Source organism: Pantoea sp. PA1, from assembly GCF_056856975.1.
The window spans coordinates 129,119-147,623 of record NZ_JBXGEE010000003.1; the positions used below are offsets into that span (position 1 = coordinate 129,119).

The 18,505-nt window shown below is 52.7% G+C and carries 19 protein-coding genes and 1 pseudogene; 12 read left to right on the forward strand and 8 right to left on the reverse strand.

Annotated features, from left to right (window positions below; translation table 11 throughout):
- Positions 1-97: 97 nt before the first annotated feature.
- The 8 genes from AC1V0D_RS14085 to AC1V0D_RS14120 are packed head-to-tail and all read left to right on the forward strand — an operon-like array spanning position 98 to position 7,063.
- Positions 98-910, forward strand: coding sequence for a MetQ/NlpA family ABC transporter substrate-binding protein (locus AC1V0D_RS14085; protein WP_482907730.1), 813 nt, complete (start codon positions 98-100; stop codon positions 908-910).
- Positions 907-1,932 carry a methionine ABC transporter ATP-binding protein gene (locus AC1V0D_RS14090; RefSeq protein ID WP_482907616.1) on the forward strand — a complete coding sequence of 342 codons (1,026 nt, stop codon included), beginning with the start codon at positions 907-909 and terminating at the stop codon, positions 1,930-1,932. The genes AC1V0D_RS14085 and AC1V0D_RS14090 overlap by 4 nt, the downstream gene beginning before the upstream one ends.
- Positions 1,925-2,593, forward strand: a complete 669-nt coding sequence (locus tag AC1V0D_RS14095) for a methionine ABC transporter permease (protein ID WP_312828687.1) — start codon at positions 1,925-1,927, stop codon at positions 2,591-2,593. The genes AC1V0D_RS14090 and AC1V0D_RS14095 overlap by 8 nt, the downstream gene beginning before the upstream one ends.
- A gap of 17 nt (positions 2,594-2,610) precedes the next feature.
- Positions 2,611-3,075, forward strand: a complete 465-nt coding sequence (locus tag AC1V0D_RS14100) for an S-ribosylhomocysteine lyase (protein WP_482907617.1) — start codon at positions 2,611-2,613, stop codon at positions 3,073-3,075.
- Positions 3,075-3,410, forward strand: a complete 336-nt coding sequence (locus AC1V0D_RS14105) for an SDR family NAD(P)-dependent oxidoreductase (RefSeq protein WP_482907618.1) — start codon at positions 3,075-3,077, stop codon at positions 3,408-3,410. The genes AC1V0D_RS14100 and AC1V0D_RS14105 overlap by 1 nt, the downstream gene beginning before the upstream one ends.
- Positions 3,411-3,423: 13 nt before the next feature.
- Positions 3,424-3,549 carry an SDR family oxidoreductase gene (locus AC1V0D_RS14110; RefSeq protein ID WP_223812721.1) on the forward strand — a complete coding sequence of 42 codons (126 nt, stop codon included), beginning with the start codon at positions 3,424-3,426 and terminating at the stop codon, positions 3,547-3,549.
- A 16-nt stretch (positions 3,550-3,565) separates the two neighbouring features.
- Positions 3,566-5,911, forward strand: a complete 2,346-nt coding sequence (locus AC1V0D_RS14115; protein ID WP_482907619.1) for a molybdopterin-dependent oxidoreductase — start codon at positions 3,566-3,568, stop codon at positions 5,909-5,911.
- Positions 5,912-5,953: 42 nt separating this feature from the next.
- The gene (locus tag AC1V0D_RS14120; protein ID WP_140923367.1) at positions 5,954-7,063 is read left to right on the forward strand and encodes an iron-containing alcohol dehydrogenase family protein; all 1,110 of its coding nucleotides are present in this window, start codon (positions 5,954-5,956) and stop codon (positions 7,061-7,063) included.
- A gap of 750 nt (positions 7,064-7,813) precedes the next feature.
- On the opposite strand, the gene AC1V0D_RS14125 is transcribed toward AC1V0D_RS14120, so the two are convergent.
- Both AC1V0D_RS14125 and AC1V0D_RS14130 read right to left on the reverse strand, forming a co-directional pair.
- On the reverse strand, positions 7,814-8,452 hold the full coding sequence (locus tag AC1V0D_RS14125; protein WP_482907620.1) for a tyrosine-type recombinase/integrase: 639 nt from the start codon (positions 8,450-8,452) through the stop codon (positions 7,814-7,816).
- 614 nt (positions 8,453-9,066) lie between these two features.
- On the reverse strand, positions 9,067-9,348 hold the full coding sequence (locus AC1V0D_RS14130; protein ID WP_482907621.1) for a hypothetical protein: 282 nt from the start codon (positions 9,346-9,348) through the stop codon (positions 9,067-9,069).
- Positions 9,349-10,341: 993 nt separating this feature from the next.
- Here AC1V0D_RS14130 and AC1V0D_RS14135 point away from each other — a divergent pair.
- Positions 10,342-10,551 carry a hypothetical protein gene (locus tag AC1V0D_RS14135; RefSeq protein WP_482907622.1) on the forward strand — a complete coding sequence of 70 codons (210 nt, stop codon included), beginning with the start codon at positions 10,342-10,344 and terminating at the stop codon, positions 10,549-10,551.
- A gap of 56 nt (positions 10,552-10,607) precedes the next feature.
- Here AC1V0D_RS14135 and AC1V0D_RS14140 read toward each other — a convergent pair whose 3' ends face one another.
- The 6 genes and pseudogenes from AC1V0D_RS14140 to AC1V0D_RS14165 form a co-directional block, all read right to left on the reverse strand.
- Entirely contained in the window at positions 10,608-10,799 is a 192-nt protein-coding gene (locus tag AC1V0D_RS14140; RefSeq protein ID WP_482907623.1) for a hypothetical protein, read from the reverse strand.
- Positions 10,800-10,873: 74 nt separating this feature from the next.
- The gene (locus AC1V0D_RS14145) at positions 10,874-11,134 is read right to left on the reverse strand and encodes a hypothetical protein (RefSeq protein WP_482907624.1); all 261 of its coding nucleotides are present in this window, start codon (positions 11,132-11,134) and stop codon (positions 10,874-10,876) included.
- A gap of 659 nt (positions 11,135-11,793) precedes the next feature.
- A complete protein-coding gene (locus AC1V0D_RS14150; RefSeq protein WP_140029430.1) occupies positions 11,794-13,722 on the reverse strand; it encodes a methyl-accepting chemotaxis protein in 1,929 nt (642 codons plus the stop codon).
- Between the two features lie 400 nt (positions 13,723-14,122).
- Positions 14,123-14,306 (reverse strand): annotated as a pseudogene (locus AC1V0D_RS14155) (DDE-type integrase/transposase/recombinase); the annotation flags it as partial.
- Positions 14,252-14,443 carry a DUF7661 family protein gene (locus AC1V0D_RS14160; RefSeq protein ID WP_072215477.1) on the reverse strand — a complete coding sequence of 64 codons (192 nt, stop codon included), beginning with the start codon at positions 14,441-14,443 and terminating at the stop codon, positions 14,252-14,254. The gene AC1V0D_RS14160 and the pseudogene AC1V0D_RS14155, both read right to left, overlap by 55 nt.
- A gap of 373 nt (positions 14,444-14,816) precedes the next feature.
- The gene (locus tag AC1V0D_RS14165) at positions 14,817-15,455 is read right to left on the reverse strand and encodes a TetR/AcrR family transcriptional regulator (protein ID WP_154928859.1); all 639 of its coding nucleotides are present in this window, start codon (positions 15,453-15,455) and stop codon (positions 14,817-14,819) included.
- A 266-nt stretch (positions 15,456-15,721) separates the two neighbouring features.
- Between AC1V0D_RS14165 and AC1V0D_RS14170 the strand changes: the two genes are divergently transcribed.
- The 3 genes from AC1V0D_RS14170 (at position 15,722) to AC1V0D_RS14180 (ending at position 18,202) form a co-directional block, all read left to right on the forward strand.
- Complete coding sequence (locus AC1V0D_RS14170) at positions 15,722-16,099, forward strand: peptidase (protein WP_009092864.1); 378 nt, start codon at positions 15,722-15,724, stop codon at positions 16,097-16,099.
- A gap of 2 nt (positions 16,100-16,101) precedes the next feature.
- Complete coding sequence (umuC, locus tag AC1V0D_RS14175) at positions 16,102-17,364, forward strand: translesion error-prone DNA polymerase V subunit UmuC (RefSeq protein WP_154928858.1); 1,263 nt, start codon at positions 16,102-16,104, stop codon at positions 17,362-17,364.
- Positions 17,365-17,482: 118 nt separating this feature from the next.
- Positions 17,483-18,202, forward strand: coding sequence for an alpha/beta hydrolase (locus tag AC1V0D_RS14180; RefSeq protein WP_111207302.1), 720 nt, complete (start codon positions 17,483-17,485; stop codon positions 18,200-18,202).
- Positions 18,203-18,505: the final 303 nt, after the last annotated feature.

The window sequence follows — 18,505 nt, forward strand, 5'->3', positions numbered from 1 at the left end:
TAAAGATATTGAGCGGAATTCACTTTTGCTGCAAAATCCTGAGTATATTGGAATCAATTATTTTTGTATTCAACACGTTACCGGAGAGAATGTTTCTATGCGCAGGTCATTGATTAGCGGAATTGTTGTTGCCTTCTTGTCTTCTGCTGCAGTTATTTCGACAGCGCATGCCGATGATAAATTAATTCGTTTGGGTTTTAACCCCGGCCCTTATAAAGAACAGTTTCAGAAAGGCGTTGCGCCATTTTTGATCAAGAAGGGATATAAAGTCGAGTATAAAGATTTCAGCGACGGTATTCAGGTTAATGATGCGGTGGCGCGGGGTAATATTGAAGCCAATATTATGCAGCACCCGGTTTACTTAAAATCCGTCAACGAACGTCTGGGGATCGATAACGTCGGCATTGTGCAGGTGCCAACCCCACCAATGGGCCTCTATGCCGGCAAGCTCAACACGCTGAACACCCCAAAGCCGGGTACGGTGATTTCAGTCCCGAACCAGGCACCTAACGAATACCGCGCCCTGCTGGTGCTGCAAAGCCTCGGCTGGGTTAAGCTCAAGGCCGATATCGACCCGGCGACCTTCTCACAGAAAGCGATCATCGAAAATCCCTACAAAATCGTGCTGAAAGAAATGGATAACGCCCAGCAGGTTCGCGCACTGCCGGACGTTGATTTCGGCCTGATTCAGGGGAACTTTGCTGTCTCCAGCGGAATGAAATTAAGCTCGGCGCTGAAACTGGAAACGCCAACCAGCCAGTTTATCAATGTGGTCACGGTAGCCGGGAAAAATGAAGACGCGCAGTTCGCTAAAGATATCGTGGCAGGCTACCACTCCGCCGAGTTTAAAACCTATATCACCAGCCATTCGCAGTACGACGGCTACCTGCAGCCCAGCTATTTCAAATGAGCCAGCCGGTTATCCGCTTTAACGCGGTCAGCAAAACGTTTACCCGTAAGGGAGAAAGCTTCCTTGCGCTGGATAACGTCAATATGACGATTAATCAGGGTGATATCTTTGGCGTAATCGGTACCAGCGGCGCGGGAAAAAGTACGCTGCTGCGCTTAATAAACCATCTGGAAGCGCCTACTCAGGGCGATGTGCTGATTAACAATCTGTCGCTGCAGGGCATCAGTAAGAAACAGCTGAACCAATTAAAGAAAGATATTGGAATGATCTTTCAGCACTTTAACCTGCTGAACTCGCGCACGGTATTTCACAACGTGGCGATACCGCTGATCTTACAGGGGCGCGATAAAGCCTTTATTCGTGAGCGGGTGAGCGAGCTCCTGGCTTTCGTGAACCTCAGTGATAAAGCAGAAAGTTATCCCGATGAGCTTTCCGGTGGGCAAAAACAGCGCGTGGGGATTGCACGCGCGCTGGCCACCAATCCGTCAATTCTGCTGTGTGATGAAGCGACTTCGGCCCTGGACCCGCACACCACCGTGCAGATCCTGCTGCTGCTGCAGGAAATCAACCGCCGCTACGGCATCACCATTGTGCTAATTACCCACGAAATGTCCGTGGTACAGAAAATCTGCCACAAGGTCGCGGTGATGGCACAGGGGCGGGTAGTTGAACAGGGCAGCGTACTGGATCTGTTTGGCCAGCCTAAGGAGGAGGTCACCGCCAGCTTTGTACAGTCGGTGATCCATGATCGCCTGCCGGAACAGACCGTGGCGCGCATCAGGCAGCAAAGCCAGAGCCGGGCACTGCGGCTGGAATTCGTCGGTCAGACCGCGCAGCAGCCGATCGTTAACCGGCTGATCCGCGAGTATCCGGTGGAGGTCAATATCCTGTTTGCCAGCATGTCAGAAATTCAGAACACCATTCTCGGTTTTATGATCGTGCAGATCGGCGGGGAAACGGCGGACATTGATGCGGCAATCCGCTACCTCCATGACGCAGGAGTGAAAATCAGCGATGTTTGAATTTATTGATACCGCCGTGACCGGCGATCAGTTTCTGCTGGCGCTGTACGACACGCTGATTATGGTCAGCGTCTCGCTGGGATTTGGTGCGCTCCTTGGTATCCCACTTGGCATTGTGCTGGTACTGTGCCGCCCCGGTGGCATTTTGCCCAACGCGGCGCTGCACCAGCTCCTCAATCCCGTGGTCAATATCCTGCGTTCCCTGCCGTTTATCATTCTGCTAATCAGCATTCTTCCGGTCACCCGCTGGCTGGTTGGCACTACCATCGGCACCGCCGGCGCGATTGTGCCGCTGGTAGTGTTTATCGCTCCCTATATTGCCCGGCTGGTGGAAAGTTCTCTGCTGGAGGTAGATGACGGCATTCTTGAATCCGCCAACGCCATGGGGGCCAGTACCATCCAAACCATCTGGTACTTTATGCTGCCGGAAGCCGCATCATCGCTGATCCTGGCACTCACCACCGCCACGATCGGCCTACTGGGTGCCACCGCGATGGCCGGCACCGTCGGTGGCGGCGGCATCGGCGATCTGGCCATTACCTACGGATATCAGCGCTTTGATGCCTTCGCCACGCTCACCACCGCGCTGGTGCTGATCGTAATCGTGCAGCTTTTACAGACCTTCGGCACGCGTCTGGCGCGACGGATACGTCGCGAATAATGGTAAGGAGAAACAGTATGCCAGCAGTAGAGAGCTTTACGCTCGACCATAACAAAGTCATCGCCCCGTATGTGCGGGTAGCCGGCAATGAAAAACATCCGCTGGGAAGCGTGGTGGAAAAATACGACCTGCGCCTGCTGCAGCCGAACGTGGATGCTATCCCGACAGCTGCAATGCATACGCTGGAGCACCTGCTGGCCTTCGGCCTGCGTGAAGAGCTGGAGGGCGTGATCGATATTTCCCCGATGGGTTGCCGCACCGGCTTCTATTTAATCCTGTGGGATAATCGCGACCCAAAAACCATCGCTACCGCGCTGACCCGCGTGCTGGAGCGTGTCGTTGATGCCACCGACGTCCCGGCGGTTACGCCACTGGAGTGCGGTAACTATCGCGACCACTCGCTGTTCTCGGCGAAAGAGTATGCGCGCCAGATATTGGCGGCCGGGATCAGCACCGACGCCTTTTCCCGCCAGGTGGTTTAATGGTTTCTATCGATCTTCGGGGGCAGACGGCGGTGGTCACCGGCGGACTGCAGGGGATCGGACGGTCGATCGCCGAACTGCTGCATCAGGCTGGTGCCTGCGTGGTGGTAGGCGACATCGCCATCACCGCGAGTGAAACCAGCGATCGCTGGCTGTGGCTGTCCTTTGATATCTCCCGGCCTGAACAGGCAGGCGAGTTGATTGCAGTGATGAAGCCCCGGCGCTATGGACGTATTATCAATATCGCCTCGCAGGCGGGGAAAAAGCTATCGCCTGATTGGGTAGTATGTCGCCTCAAGGCATGCGGTACTCGTTTAACTAACTACCTATGCTGAAGACTGCTCACAGGTGCCGCTGGGGCGCACCGCACAGCCTGAAGACGTTGCCAGCGTGGTGCTGTTTCTCGCCAGTCCGCTGTCCTCTTATATGGCCGGCCAGGCGATTAACGTCACTGGCGGTATGACCATGCATTAACATCCCGGAGTGCACCATGAGCCAGCAGGCCGAAGCCGAAAAACGACTGACCGTGACCCACTGGGGCACCTATCGGGTGACCACTGATAACGGAGTACTGACTGCCGTCGAGCCCGTTGAGTGGGACCGCAATCCGTCGAAGATTGGCTTCTCGATGCCGGGTGCGGTGCAGGGCAACAGCCGCGTACGGCGGCCGGCGGTGAGGCTCGGCTACCTGCAGGGCAAGCCTGCCAACCGTGAGGGACGTGGTAAAGAACCCTTTGTGGAAGTGAGTTGGGAGCAGGCGCTGTCGCTGGTGGCCGGTGAGTTGCGGCGGGTAAAAGATACCCACAGTAATCAGGCGATCTATGGCGGTTCCTACGGCTGGTCGAGCGCCGGGCGCTTCCATCATGCGCAAAGCCAGCTGCATCGCTTCCTCAATCTGTTTGGCGGCTATACCGCCAGTACCAATACCTACAGTATCGCCGCCGGAGAACGCGTTTTGCCGCATATTCTCGGCGATCTCGACGATCTTCAGCGTCAGCACACCCACTGGCCGGTATTGGCTGCACACTGTGAACTGTTCGTTGCCATCGGCGGCCTGCCGCTGCGTAATGCCCAGGTTAATGGCGGCGGAGCCAACGATCATGCCCTGGACTACTGGCTGCAAACCCTGCGTGCCAACGGCTGCCGTTTTATTAACGTTAGCCCGGTGCGCAACGATCTGGCCGCTGTCCACGATGCAGAATGGCTGGCGATCCAGCCCGGTAGTGATACCGCGCTGCTGCTGGCGGTGTGTCAGGTGCTGATTGCCGAGCTGCTTATTAATCATGATTTTATCTCCCGCTGTACAGTTGGCTATGATCGCTTTGCTGCTTACCTGCAGGGCGAGGATGACGGCGAGGCAAAAACGCCTGAGTGGGCGGCGACCATCACCGGGCTGCCGGCGGATACCATCCGCCAACTGGCGCGACAGATGGCGCAGAATAAAACGATGATCAATATGGCGTGGTCGGTTCAGCGTGCACGTCAGGGTGAGCAGGCCTACTGGGCGCTGGTGGCGGTCACCGCGCTGCTAGGACAAATTGGCACCCCCGGCGGCGGCATCGGTTTTGGCTATGCCTCGACGAATCTGGCTGGTGCCGAACGGCGGCGCTTCTCCGGTCCGCGTATGCCAGCAGGCCGCAACGCGGTCAGTACGCGTATTCCGGTGGCGCGTATCACCGATATGTTGCTGCATCCCGGAGAAAGCTACGAATTCGATGGCCAGACCCTAACCTATCCCGATATCCGCCTCGTTTACTGGGCGGGCGGCAACAGCTTCCACCATCATCAGGATCTCAACCGGCTGATCGATGGTTGGCGGCGGCCGGAAACGGTAATCGTCCATGAACAGTACTGGACCGCGCAGGCCAAATTCGCTGATATCGTGCTGCCCGCTACGACGTCACTGGAGCGAGAAGATATCGGAAGCGCCAGCAACGACGGCTTTATGATCGCCATGCGCCAGCATCTGCCGCCGCAGGGGGAAGCGCGGGATGATTATGCCATCTTCAGCGCGCTGGCCGAAAAGCTGGATTTTGCCGCGCAGTTTACCGAAGGGTACAGCGCGCGAGGCTGGCTGGAAAAGATTTATCAGGATTCCCGTCCGCGGGCCGCAGAGGACGGCATTCAGCTGCCAGACTTCGAGGATTTCTGGGGGCAGGGCAAGCTGGAATACGCTGTACCAGACGTGCCGCAGATCCTTCTGAAGGCCTTCCGGGACGATCCCGAGGCCGCGCCGCTGTCTACGCCGTCGGGTAAAATCGAGCTCTTTTCTGCGGCGGTGGCAGCCTTTGGCTACCGCGAAGCGCCGGGCTACGCCTACTGGTACACAGATGAGCAAAATGCCCAACAGGCACTGCGCCAGCGCTGGCCGCTGCATCTGTTGTCTAGCCAGCCGCGCACGCGGCTGCACAGCCAGTACGACCACGGTTCGGTCAGCCAGCAGACCAAAATTAACGGTCGCGAGCCGCTGTGGATGCATCCGGAGGACGCTGCCGCGCGCGGCATCGGCGAGCGCGATATCGTGAAAGTGTTTAACGATCGCGGCGCGCTGCTGGCTGGGGTGCATCTCACCGAGGATATCCGGCCCGGTGTGGTGCAGATCTCCACCGGCGCCTGGTACGATCCGCTGAATGCACAGGAAAACCGCTCACTGGATAAACACGGCAACCCGAACGTGTTAACCACCGACATAGGCAGTTCACGGCTCGGCCAGGGCAGTACGGCACAAACCTGCTTCGTGGAAATTGTCCTCTTTAACGAACCGCTGCCGGAAGTGACGGCCTGGCTGCCGCCGACGTTTGTGGTCTGGACCAGCGAGACAATACAGGAACCGTAGTCACGTAGCCCGTCACAGATTTTGTTGTCATCGGAGGATGCCATGAGTACAGTTCAACCGCTATCACCGTCCGCGCAGTTCGCAATCAAGTCACCGGGCAACTACATCCAGCAGGCGGGCCTTGTCCACCAGGTCGGTGAACGCATCCGTCCGCTGGTCGATCATCTACGCATTCTCACGTCGCCACAGGCCTGGCAGGCGGTGAACCCGGCGCTGGAGGAGAGCCTGAACCGGGAAGGTGTGCGCTGGCAGGTGGAGTATTTAACCGGCGAATGCACCGATGCGACCATCGCCCGATTTCGCCATAACCTGCTGAAGCAGGGCGCGGAAGGCATTCTGGCCATCGGTGGCGGGCGCGTGCTGGATACCGCGAAAGCCGTTAACGATGCGCTGGGCGATCGCCAGCTTATTGTGCTACCGACGCTGGCGGCAACCTGCGCCGCCTGGTCGCCGCTGGCGATTATCTACAATGAAGAAGGCGGCCATCTCGACAGCCTGGCATTGAACGCCATGCCTGCACTGATTCTGGTCGACAGTGAAATCATCACCCGCGCCGACGTGCGCTATTTGCGCTCCGGCATCGTCGATGCGCTGGCGAAATGGGTGGAATTTGATCCCTGGCAGCGGCATAACCCGCACCATCTGGCGCTGGAGGTAAAAGTGTCGGCGGCCAGGCAGGCCTACGATACACTCCTGCACTGGGGCGAAAAGGCGATCGTGGCAAATGAGAAGCAGCAGGTGACGCCGGCACTGGAAAGGGTGATTGAGGCCAATATCGTGCTGGCCGGATTAGCCAACAGCGTGCGCGGTGAACTGGATACGCCGGGGCTGGCGCACGTGATCCACGATACCTTGACTCATCAGCCGGAGCTGCAGGACTGGCTGCACGGCGAAAAAGTCGGATTCAGCCTGTTACTTCAATCTCTGGTGGAGTACGGTCAGCCGAATGCGCAGCTGCTCAACCTACTAAAAATCTACCGCAGCCCGCTTCGGCTGCCCGCGCTAGAGGGGGACAGAGAGGCGCGCATTGCTCAGATTGCCGCCGATATCCGCTTCCCTCAGAAAAGCCTGAACGGCCTGCCGTTTGCCGTCACCGTTGGAACGCTGCATCGGGCGCTGCTGGCAACTGAGGCAAAGGACTTCGCAGAATAGACTTAAGTGAGGCATCTGCCATTTCCTGCACAGTCTTCGAAGGCGTGATGATGTACGGGTAGGCTTATCTGCTGAAATGAACCACAAGCGCAGTCGAAAAGTTACCAGATGCTCAAGCAAAAATAATGTAGGGCGGCTTGCCCAGTTCAGGCAGCAGCAGCCCCATGCAAACTCAGATGCTTTGATGGCGGCACTGAAAGCATTAATCGCTCAGGGAAAGGCAAGGTCTGGTTTGCGGGGCAGTGAGCGCGCGACAGCTCATGGCGGATGAAGCGCGAAAAATTGTCTCCACGCTATAAACGAGTCTGAAAGATATTCCGGGAATAAAAGGATTTAACCTGATGATGCAAGGCAGATCGCGAGAGTCGGTGAGGAGTAAAGAGGCTTCAGGCAAAAACATTTTAATCCGAAACCTGTCCGAACAGAGTCGGGAAAAATGCTAACTCTCTGATTATAAAGGGATGCATGGGTAAGCATTGCTATCAACAATGAGAGGGCAATATACGCGTATCTCGTTGAAATAGCTTAACTAATCGTTGGCTTTAGGACAAATATGTTTCGTATATAGCATATCTGTTATGGCATGGGTTGCAAGGGTAAATTTATGCGCGCAGGAAAATGTCCGTAATTACAGAGACATCATACGAGTAGATACGTATCGCCACGGGAATCCAGGTACTTCTGAGTCATGGTGAGATTCCTGTGGCCCAGCAGTCGCTGTGTAAATGCCTGACCGTAATGCGCCTCATATTATCTTCCGGACGGGCTGCGGATTTCGTGAAAGGTTGGCGGGTTTGGCAATGTGTCCAGACCGCAGCGGGCCCGCGTGCGCGCGAATGCCTGCATCAGCTTTTCCGGGCGAACCGGGCCGGGTCTGCATTCATGACGTCGTGTAGCAGAACAGATAAAATGCGGTGAAGGATTATTCCGCCGGCATAACTCAATCACGTCGTTCAGTGTCATGCCGATATCGGGCAACGCCAGATCAACGGGGATAGCTAACTTACTGCCTTTCTTACTCTGTATGATGAACAGTCTGCCATCACTAACGTTGGAAAACCTCATACGGGTGATATCCTCCCGGCGCTGAGCAGTAACTACAGCGACCAGCAGAGCGCAGTGAAACCACGGTTCGGATTCAGTTACGGCCTCCAGCAGCATCCGGAATTGCTCAACTGAAAGCCGGCTCCTCTGAACCCTGGGCTGTTTTGCCCGTGTGGGTTCAACCGGATTTCTTTCAATCACCCCCGCCACAATCGCCTCACGGAACACATCATTCAGGACACTGCGCAGAATGACTGCCATTGTCTGTTTATTTTCGATGACACAGACATCCAGAAACAGGGCAATATCGCGGGTCGTGACTGCATTCATCGCCAGGTCACCCAAAGATTACCGGATTGCGTTTAGCTGGTATTTACGCAGCCGCAGGGTATTACGGGGGAGGTTAGCATCATAAGATTCGGTCTTTTGATTATATATCACTTTTTCCATCAGCAGATTACGCCCGATAACCCTATGCGAAAGAGCGTTCGCATTTCTGACGCGTTTACGGGGGTTGAGATAAACCGCTTGCGGATGAAGCCGGTACTCTTTGACGTGTAGTTCCGGGCACGGGTAGATTCGCCCTTTGCGCGCCTAGCGGCGCAGAGAGGACAGGGAAGGCGGCTGAGAAGAGGTCTCGCTCAGCCACTCTGTCAGGTTAAGCAGCTGAGCCATGATTTACCTCCGGTTTTCGGTCCATAAAAAAAACCCGCAAAGGCGGGGTTTCATTGTTTATCTTTGTCGCGCTTATCCTGTTCAGGCTTCCATTCAAGCCCGCACATATCGCAGGAAAACTTCCCGTCAGGACGCTTTCGTGGTCCCCAGAAATTGCAGAAAGGACACGTTCTCGGTTTATAAGCTATTTTCAACTTCCTTATATCAAATCAGGTCTGATTTCCGTGGAAACGGCATCGAACAATGACCTCAGAACCAAAGTCGCGGAGACGTTAAAAAGTGTCTCAATGAAAAGCTTTTGCAGCTTTGCTGACTTCATAATTTCGTCGTTTTTCAATCATCCTGATGTAGAAGTCATAAAGCTCTTTGCGCATGTGCTGCTTCATTTCATCAGGCAACGGTTCCAGCGATTTCTTCCATTCATCCAGTTCTGGCCTGCAGAGCACATAGGCCTTATCAACAATTTCTTTAGACGGAATTTCCGACTTTATGAATGGGATGGTGTGGTCATTCAGGCATTTCACCTCTGGCGTTTCGAATGACACGTCCTCTGCTACGACTGTCATGGAAAATAACATTCCAGATAAAAAGATCCACCTCACCGCTTTTTCTCCTTGTAATTAATCGTGCCAGTGCCGTCCGGATACTGCAGCCCAAAGCTCCGGTAAAACTTATCACACGACTAAATCTAAGTTAATCCTGTCGCGTTCGTCCATGCTTAATTCCACTACCTTTCCTCTAATTATGCTTAACCCCATAGTCATAAAGAAGCTGCATCAGAACTATACGTGGCATCTCTTTACCGGAGAGTCTGAAAGTATTCCTTAGTACAGAGACAATATTCGCGCTGGAAAGCAGATTGCCTTTGTAATAAATAAACAACTTCTTACCAATGTTCTGCTTTGTAGTTTTATAAGTACTTCCCACACTCATCACTCAATGAAAAATTTACATTTACAGAATCGATCTCATCACTTGGCAGGTAACTTATTGATTTTATACATTCCGGTGAGTATGTTTCCTTCGTACCATTTACTTCAAATATGAAACTACCGGGCTCGGCGACAGAGGCAAAAGGAAAGAGAAGCGCAGCGAGAATGAGCGTGGTCTTAAGCATGCAATATCCATATTTTAAGTATTAAATAGTAATCATAAAACAATCAGGCTGACTGTGCACACTGTGATGCATCCTGGCTGATATAAAGCAGTACAAAGCGGCCCGATAAGACAGCTGATTCAGTCTTCCACAGCCTTATGCTGGCGGGCGCAGGCTTTTATTTAATACCTGGCACCTCCGTCGTCATGAATGTGTCCTGCGTCAAATGTGATGTACATGAATATATATGCCTTTCCGGCGGCGGCGGCGGTGACCGATATCGACGGCGAGGAATACCCGCTGCCGTGAAACCCGAAGCAGATTTAAGGCATGCTCGCTATCCTGGGCAAGAGCGGCCTCAGAGTGGTCAGTGCCTGCCTGTGCGCCAGGTCGAAATACGAGGACGATAAAGCCAAGGCGACCGCCGCAAACAAATAGCGCAGAACTCGGGATCCATTAACCAGTGCTGACTGATGAAAAGCCAGGCAAGCAGAAAAAAATTCTGCAAGAAGATGATTGGGCGGCATTAAAGGAATTGATTTTACGATATATTTTTGCCTTCATCGCATCAACAAAGAATGGGCTTAGTACTGCCTTCATTTATGTGTCTGATAAATTCTATGACGCTGATTTTAGGAGAATCCAACGTTATGCTCATCCATGCGTCGATTAATCAGGCAAAGATACACGGATAGGTCTGATTGCCATATCCTGACAGATGATCGGTGCTTATCGATAAGGCGCGTTCGGCCACTTCTTGTAAGCGAAGACGTAGAGCATGACGAAATGTATGCCCGGGCAGGAAAGCAGTAACGCCATCTTCCATCCGAAACCAGCTTTCTGAGCCATGCGGAAGCATGGGATAAAAGTGAAAAACCAGATGATCAACGACAGGGCTGAGAGGGGGTTTGGTTGTTCCATTGAGCGTTCTCCTTAAGTTATATGCCTTTGGTATCGGCAGTCAGCCTTGATTATTCAGTGAGAATGAGTACTGTTCATGGTTTCTTAAGCAAATCAATCTGCACAAGCAGACGCTCATGTGTCTCGATCGCATCCCATATCTGGTCCTGAGTGTCACCGTCCCATTCGGGGCAGGCTGCTAATTCAGAGCAAAATTGCTTTAATCTAATGTGTATTGAAGCCACTTCATCCCGATTACAACTTCTGGCGATCTGTGAAAGCTCATCTTCTGATGTGCGTATATACATCAATTGAGCAGACCGTTTCCTTTTAAACAGGCGGCTAAGTTTATCCATAACAGAAGCTCTTGTTTTTTTAGATTTGAGAAGTTTATCGTCACTGTCGTGTCAAACTGCAGCATTTTTTTCAACATTTCTCACCTAAACCAGACCAGTTAAGGCTGGTTTATTATGTCCTTAGATTAAGATTCCCATGAATGTTCAGGCTTACCACGTGGCCGTGCGGGTAGCGCTGGATGACCAGACTACGCGCAACCTGCAGCAGGTCAGCCGTGATGCGACATCCGCGCTGCAGGCACTTAATAGTTCTCTGCTTAATGAGTTTATGGCGCATCCCGCGGGGCTCATGAATATGCCGGTGCCATCTGTGAGACAGCTGACCAGACGCAGCGCATCAACCGGGCGTCCCGGCATGCGCCACTGGCGGCGGGTGCCGGAAAAGGGAGCTGCGGTGGATTTGGCAACCCTGGGGGAGGGTTGTTCTGCCTTTACCTTAAGGACTGTCTGGAAGAGGCCGGGTTACGCAGGGCCTGCCGTGAAGAGCTTGAAAAAATGTCCCGATGTGTCCTTTCGGTGAGTCACTCCCCGCTTTCTGCGTACAACTTTCAGCTGCAGCCATGCTTGCAGGTTAGTGAATCGCCCGGCGCCAGATAGCTGGCCCGGGCAGTAATGCTGGATCAGTTTACGGGCTCATCGCTGCCAAACCCTGATTTGCACTATCCGTTAACCACTTTGAATACGGATATTTCCTGTGCGAGCTGTGCTGCCTCGTCTCGCAGAACCTGAGTGTTTTCTGCAGTCTGATTGATGAGCGACAGGTTTTGCTGAATACCGCGCTCCATCTGTGTAACCGCCAGCGTCATTTCAGAAATGCCTTTGCTCTGCTCATCACCGGCGACCCGCATCTCCCCAACAACCTGTCTGACGCGATGTACGTCGTTAACCAGTTGTTTCAGTTGCTCACCAGCACCTTTCACCAGCTTGCTGCCAGCAATGACCGTGCTGTCGGAATCGGAAATGAGGAGTTTGATTTCCTGTGCTGCGTTTGCGCTACGCTGCGCCAGCGCACGGACTTCTGCTGCGACAACGGCAAACCCTTTTCCCTGCTCACCGGCGCGCGCCGCTTCCACTGCCGCATTCAGCGCCAGTATATTGGTCTGGAAGGCAATGCTGTCAATCAGTCCCAGGATTTCAGCGACGCGTTGTGAGGAGTTCTGAATGGCTGCCATAGTGTGCACCATTTCCTCCATTGTTCCTGAACTGGTCTGCGCAATCTGTGAAGTTTTTTCCGCGACCGTATCAGCCAGCCGGGTGTTTTCAGCGTTCTGCTGTACTGTTGCGTTAAGTTGTTCCATCGCAGCAGCACTCTGCTCAAGCGCAGCGGCCTGCTCCGCAATCTTGTCTGAAAATGACTGATTGCTTTGAGCCAGCCCAGATGCATTGATCGCTACCGTTTCGCTGCTACCTTGAACACGCGTGATTACACCCGCAATCTTATCGACGAAAATGTTGAAGGCTCCGGCAATGTCGGCAAGTTCGTCGTGACCATTACGCTCAAGACGGCGCGTCAGATCGCCATCTCCTGTCGCAATCTCGTTCAGAGCATCATAGGTATGACGCAGGCGCTGACCAATACGTTGTGTAAACCACCAGGTGAGAATAAGCAGAATAATCATGGCAGGCACAAGGAATATGAAAATATCCCACATGATCGTGCGGGCCATGCCACTGACCACTTTCTCCGGCGTAACCAGACCTATGATCCAGCCAGTTCCCGGCATGCGGAACAGGGTAACCTGTGCGGATTGATTCAGTTGTGCATCATTAATACGATCGACTCTGGCCAGGGTTGCATCAGGCCCAAGGCTTTTTAATTTTGACACAACGGGCTGGAACCAGATCTCTTTCTGAGCAACAGTGGATAAGGTATTCAGCACTTTGGTATCCACACCAGGGTAGTAGAGCAGCGTACCGGTCTTGTCTGCCGCAAGGGCATAACCGCCCGTCACATTACCCTGAGTTTTCACAAACTGTGCCAGGTTATCCAGCATCACATCCAGTGTAGCGACACCCGCGAAACGATCACCGGCATAGTAGGGTACGCTGCAGGTCACCATTTTGACGCCTGAAACCTGATCCTGATAAACATCGGACCAGGTACAGCGATCGCGTGGCGCATTGCGTGCCTGTGTATACCAGCTTTCCTTGTGATAATCGCCGGTAGCGGGCTGATTATATCCGTCAGAGTAAGCGAGTTTGCCACTCTCTTCACGCGCCCAGAAGAAGCTGCGCAGTGCAGTGCCTGCAACAAACGCATCCGGCTCAGGCCAGATGCCTCCACCGGCGATAGTATGATTACCATTACTGTCGATCATTTGCGGAAAACTGTTCTGCCACAGCGAAACATCGTGTGGCAGCACTTCTGCCAGACGCGCCATGCTGACTGCCTCTCCCTGAATGCCCGCCAGCTGCTGGTCCAGCCTGCTGACCAGGTTTCCACCGGCTTGCTCAATTAATTTATTGCTGGCTTCAATAATGCGTGGCTGACCACGTAACAACAGTACAAGACAGACAATTGCGGTCGTCACGCCTAACAGCAGGACGCCACCCAATGTCATTTTTGTAGCAATACGTGCAGGAAACATATTTATCCTTATTTATCAGGAAATTATTTTCTTTATGTGACGAGCTTTCTGTGGAAAGCAACCTGGTGATATACCCCTTATTGATTATCGGCAGGCGCCTGCGGATGTTCAGAAAATGTCCAGCTTATTTAGCTGGTCAGAGGAGAGCCGCCCGTTCCACGGTATTTGCCCTGTCTGCTTCTGGCACGAAAAAGCGCTGAGTGTGAGAACATTAATAACTTCCTGAGATCCAGTGGTGCCTCAGAATTGTCAGTCTCTGATGCAAATTAACGGGCAGGCAGGGTGTCATCAGACGCAGTCGGGCAATGAGGACAGAACGTACAGCAGTTGCTCGCAGGACAGCGTTTCACCGTTCTGGCCGTTACCGGATGAGTTCATTGAATGGTGCAGGGAGGGGGATTATGGCGCCCTCCAGTCCATGTGATTTCTGGAACGACCACCACTCATGGCTTGTGGACTGACTGCCCTGGTCAGAGAACCAGCGCCTGTTTTTGGGTGGTATGCCGACTTACAGCCATCAGCAATGCGTTCAGGACACTCTGCTTTGCCATCCGCGGTTGCATTGACCAGCCAGCAATCCACCTTCTGTCATCTGGTTCGGGATTGCGACGTCATAGAGCCGAGAAAGCTTTCTCTCTGACAGGTCTGCGCGAAATATTAGCCACCGATCATCCTCACGCTGAGCACCAAAATGCCGCTCAAAAACGTTATGGATCAACATATGCAACCTTCGGGCATACTTATGAGTCGCTGAATTGATGACATACGTCTGGGCAGGTCAACGTAACAATCGTCACGATATGAACGAACCGCATCCGTTTCTCGCGCTTAACAGATCCCGGCCTGCGTATCAGTGCGCTTTGAGTCAGAAGCGGACATCTGAATCAGGCAGCCTGCAAGGGAGAGCATAGCGCGTTAAGTCAGAGGCAAGAAGGAGGAATAAGGCACACATATCTTTAACTGAGACAGTGGAAAGCGCCTTTTGAAAAACCTTCCTTTAACGATCCAACCGCACAACGCCATACCGTCTTCACATTCCAGCACAACCATTGTTTGTTTTCTTTTCCGACGCCGAACAATTGTGCCCACCCCTGTCATATTGAAGCCTTTCCTGAAAGATCTTCATCATTAACATTGCTGCTCATGAGCACGGATCTGACAACAAAATCATTACATCTTTTAAGCTCCTCGCTGTCAGGCTGAATTTTTCCGTATATCCGCATCCCTTCCAGCATCATAAAAATGCTCAGCGCCATGACTCTTGCGTTTTCATCGCGCCGAAAGACCTGCTGAGCCTGACCAGTGGATAGTATGTTTTCCAAACGATTGATTATTGAATTGAATTTATGGTGAACCCTTTTTTTTACCTCTTCGTCACCCGGTAAAAGTTCACTGGCAGCGGCAATTGTGAAACACCCTTTCTCTCCATCAGGAGAGGATGATAAAAGCGCCACAAATTCGAGCGTATCGCGCAATGCAGCTTCTGGCGATAGCTCTACCTCGCGTTTGGCTGCTCTGGAAACGCCTTCATCCATATATTGATGTAGCGCCGCCAGATAGATAGCTCGCTTATCCGGATAGAGCTTATAGATACTGGCGCTGGCTAACCCTGATGCTTTCATCAGATCGGACATTGAAGTTGCCCGATATCCTTTTTGCCAGAAACAGTCCAGTGCAGTGTTCAGGAAGTCCTGTGGATCGAATTCTCGAGGTCTGCCAGCAGATGATTTCATTTCATTCCCCTGTGTTGATAATTGATTGTAGATCGAACAATCTACAATTTAAAGCTCCTGTGCATGTCCGACTTCAAAACTCGCCTGCTTGCCCATTTTTGTGTTGTCTGCGGCGATAGCATGTCCGTTTTTCCCCTGTAGCAGACACCGGCGTACACACATGAGCATTGCCGGCTGTAACGACTTATACTCATCACAGGAGTCATAAATGTGTATGCCTGGTGGATGCAGACAGGCAGCAACGCTGGTCAGAATGGAGCATTTTAATGGCCTTTCAGAATCCCGCTCAGAACTACACCGAAACGCGCCTTAACCTGGGCGATCTCGTTCATCTTTCCCCTTACTCAACTTATCTGATGCGCAGCGAAAGCGACTGCCCGGATGCCGGTATTGTGAAAGGATCCGTGCTGGCTATCGATCGTGCACTGACGCCTGTACACCGCCAGCTAATCGTTGCTGAGGTTGATGGGGAGCTGACGCTGAGGCGATTGCTGCTCAATCCGGTTCCCGCCCTGCAGGCGCTGGACGAGGACGAAACGGTAACAGTGCTGGATGTGAACCAGACGCTGCCCGTCTGGGGTGTGGTTGCCTATGCGCTCACTGATGTGGCCGGGGTGGGATTCAACGGGCCGGCAGGAGAGTAGGGATGTTTGCGCTGGCCGATGCCAATAATTTTTACGCCTCCTGTGAAACGGTATTCCGGCCCGACCTGCGCGGAAAACCTATTGTGGTCGTGTCGAATAACGATGGCTGCGTTATTGCCCGCTCGGCTGAAGCAAAGCGAATGGGCATAAAAATGGCGGCCCCGCTGTTTAAGAATGAGCGTTTCTTCAGGGAGAACGGGGTATACGTATTCAGCTCCAACTACGAGCTGTATGGCGACATGTCGGCACGCATGATGGCGATACTGGGGGAGATGGCTGCGGGGCAGGAAGTTTACTCAATTGATGAGTGTTTTCTGGACGTTACAGGGATTAACAGCCTCATCCCGCTTGAGACCTTCGGACAGCAGATGCGCGAGCGTATCCGCAGGGAAACCGGACTCATCATTGGCGTGGGGTTTGCGCCGACGAAAACGCTGGCGAAACTGGCCAACCATGCGGCAAAGAAATGGACACAGACTAACGGCGTCGTGGACCTGTCTGACAGACACCGGCAGCGAAAGCTCCTGCATCTGACCGACGTCAGCGATATCTGGGGCATTGGTCAGCGCATAAGCAAACGCATGAATCAGCTGGGAATAACAACGGCTCTGCAGCTGGCAGACAGCAACATCAGCATGATACGGAAAAATTTTGACGTCATCGTTGAGCGTATCACCCGTGAGCTGAATGGTGAGTCCTGCATCGCGCTTGAGGATGCACCGCCACCGAAAGAGCACATACTGAACTCGCGGTCGTTTGGTGAAAGAGTCACAAAACTGGAAGAGATGCAGCAGGCAATCGTGCTGTATGCCACGCGTGCGGCAGAAAAGCTCAGGGAGCAGAATTCACGCTGCAGGCATATCAGTGTCTCAGTTGCCACCGGCAGACATGGCGATGAGCCGCGATATTCCAACACGGCATCCTGCATGTGCGATTATCCGACCAGTGATACGCGGGACATTATAGAATCAGCGCTTCGCGGTCTTGGAACTATCTGGCGGGAGGGCTTCCGCTATGCCAAAGCTGGGGTGATGTTGGGAGATTTTTACCCGTCCGGCATGACGCAGTTTGACCTGTTCAGTGAGCAGCAGCCCCGTGCAAACGCAGATGCTTTAATGGCGGCACTGGACGGCATTAATCGTTCAGGGAAAGGAAAGGTCTGGTTTGCGGGGCAGGGAGCGCGCGACAGCTCATGGCAGATGAAGCGTGAAAGGTTGTCGCCACGCTATACAACGAGGTTAAAAGATATTCCTGCCATAAAGTAGCTAAAAGTATCGGGTGAGCCTGTTAGCTGAAAGTCCGCCCTGTGCCAGAAGCAGACCAAAAGGCAATCTTTCAATGATGAAAAAAGTATATTTTACGCTCCTTTAAGAGGGGGATTTAATGGATACAGGCGTCAGTCAGGAAACTGTAAAAGCTGACATTGCGGGAAAAAGCCTTGATGTGACACTCTTCAGAGTAAGGGATGCTACAACGTGTATTCTCTTTGTTCCCGGACTGGGCGGCAACCCGCTAAGACACATAGGGCTTATCCGAACATTTGCTCGCCACGGAGTAGCCGTTGTAGCGCCACATTTCGAACTTTTGAATTCGCGTTTTCCGACTCAAGCTGAATTGACAGAGCGCGTCCAGCGACTTAACCTGGCGGCTGAAAAATTCTGCACAGGATATGCCTCAATATCAGGTGTTGGCCATTCACTCGGAGCAGTAATTTTACTCATACGTGCTGGAGCTACCGCCTGGACCAGTGCCAGAGAACCTGTCAGGTTTGAAGGCCATAATATCCTTAATCGACTGGTCCTTTTGACGCCCCCCTCCGACTTTTTTCCAGCACATCTGTCATTGGTCCCCATAAAGATACCGCTTCAGATTTGGGCGGGTGAAAAGGACGTAATTACGCCACCTGCACAGGCACTATTCCTTCATCAGTCCTTACGTTTACACACTTATTCTGAACTACACATTGCTGAGAATGCAGGTCACTTTACCTTCATGAATGAGCTACCTCCGCAGGTCATAGATCCTCATCCATCGCGAAACGATTTCCTTCTGAAACTGGGAGAAACAATAACTCAGTTCATCAAATCCCCAGAAGTCACATAAGGTGTGGTTATTGCATATTATCGCATCCGCACTTTATCATAGTGGACACTTCGATGGTAAATGTCCGCTATTTACCCGTATAGGCTGTTAACAAAAATGGATGTAATCAAAGGGCTCAGGTCAATGTGGATGCATAACGCTGTTCAAAGTTGTTGATTTTGAGCAGATAAGACAAGCCCTGCTGCGCACAAGTAAAATGACAGTGGCAGGCTCACGCAGTGGGTTAATGGCTTATGGCTACGTAGATGTGATGGGCAAAGCTGATTATGCAAAATGCGTTGACTAGAAAGATCGCCGTGAGTG

Coding starts and splice junctions, on each gene's coding strand:
- umuC (WP_154928858.1), top strand. CDS start 16,102: ATGTTTGCGCTGGCCGATGCCAATAATTTTTACGCCTCCTGTGAAACG.
- AC1V0D_RS14140 (WP_482907623.1), bottom strand. CDS start 10,799: ATGGAACAACCAAACCCCCTCTCAGCCCTGTCGTTGATCATCTGGTTT.
- AC1V0D_RS14170 (WP_009092864.1), top strand. CDS start 15,722: ATGGCCTTTCAGAATCCCGCTCAGAACTACACCGAAACGCGCCTTAAC.
- AC1V0D_RS14180 (WP_111207302.1), top strand. CDS start 17,483: ATGGATACAGGCGTCAGTCAGGAAACTGTAAAAGCTGACATTGCGGGA.
- AC1V0D_RS14120 (WP_140923367.1), top strand. CDS start 5,954: ATGAGTACAGTTCAACCGCTATCACCGTCCGCGCAGTTCGCAATCAAG.
- AC1V0D_RS14115 (WP_482907619.1), top strand. CDS start 3,566: ATGAGCCAGCAGGCCGAAGCCGAAAAACGACTGACCGTGACCCACTGG.
- AC1V0D_RS14160 (WP_072215477.1), bottom strand. CDS start 14,443: ATGTTGATCCATAACGTTTTTGAGCGGCATTTTGGTGCTCAGCGTGAG.
- AC1V0D_RS14095 (WP_312828687.1), top strand. CDS start 1,925: ATGTTTGAATTTATTGATACCGCCGTGACCGGCGATCAGTTTCTGCTG.
- AC1V0D_RS14150 (WP_140029430.1), bottom strand. CDS start 13,722: ATGTTTCCTGCACGTATTGCTACAAAAATGACATTGGGTGGCGTCCTG.
- AC1V0D_RS14090 (WP_482907616.1), top strand. CDS start 907: ATGAGCCAGCCGGTTATCCGCTTTAACGCGGTCAGCAAAACGTTTACC.
- AC1V0D_RS14085 (WP_482907730.1), top strand. CDS start 98: ATGCGCAGGTCATTGATTAGCGGAATTGTTGTTGCCTTCTTGTCTTCT.
- AC1V0D_RS14100 (WP_482907617.1), top strand. CDS start 2,611: ATGCCAGCAGTAGAGAGCTTTACGCTCGACCATAACAAAGTCATCGCC.
- AC1V0D_RS14105 (WP_482907618.1), top strand. CDS start 3,075: ATGGTTTCTATCGATCTTCGGGGGCAGACGGCGGTGGTCACCGGCGGA.
- AC1V0D_RS14165 (WP_154928859.1), bottom strand. CDS start 15,455: ATGAAATCATCTGCTGGCAGACCTCGAGAATTCGATCCACAGGACTTC.
- AC1V0D_RS14130 (WP_482907621.1), bottom strand. CDS start 9,348: ATGACAGTCGTAGCAGAGGACGTGTCATTCGAAACGCCAGAGGTGAAA.
- AC1V0D_RS14145 (WP_482907624.1), bottom strand. CDS start 11,134: ATGGATAAACTTAGCCGCCTGTTTAAAAGGAAACGGTCTGCTCAATTG.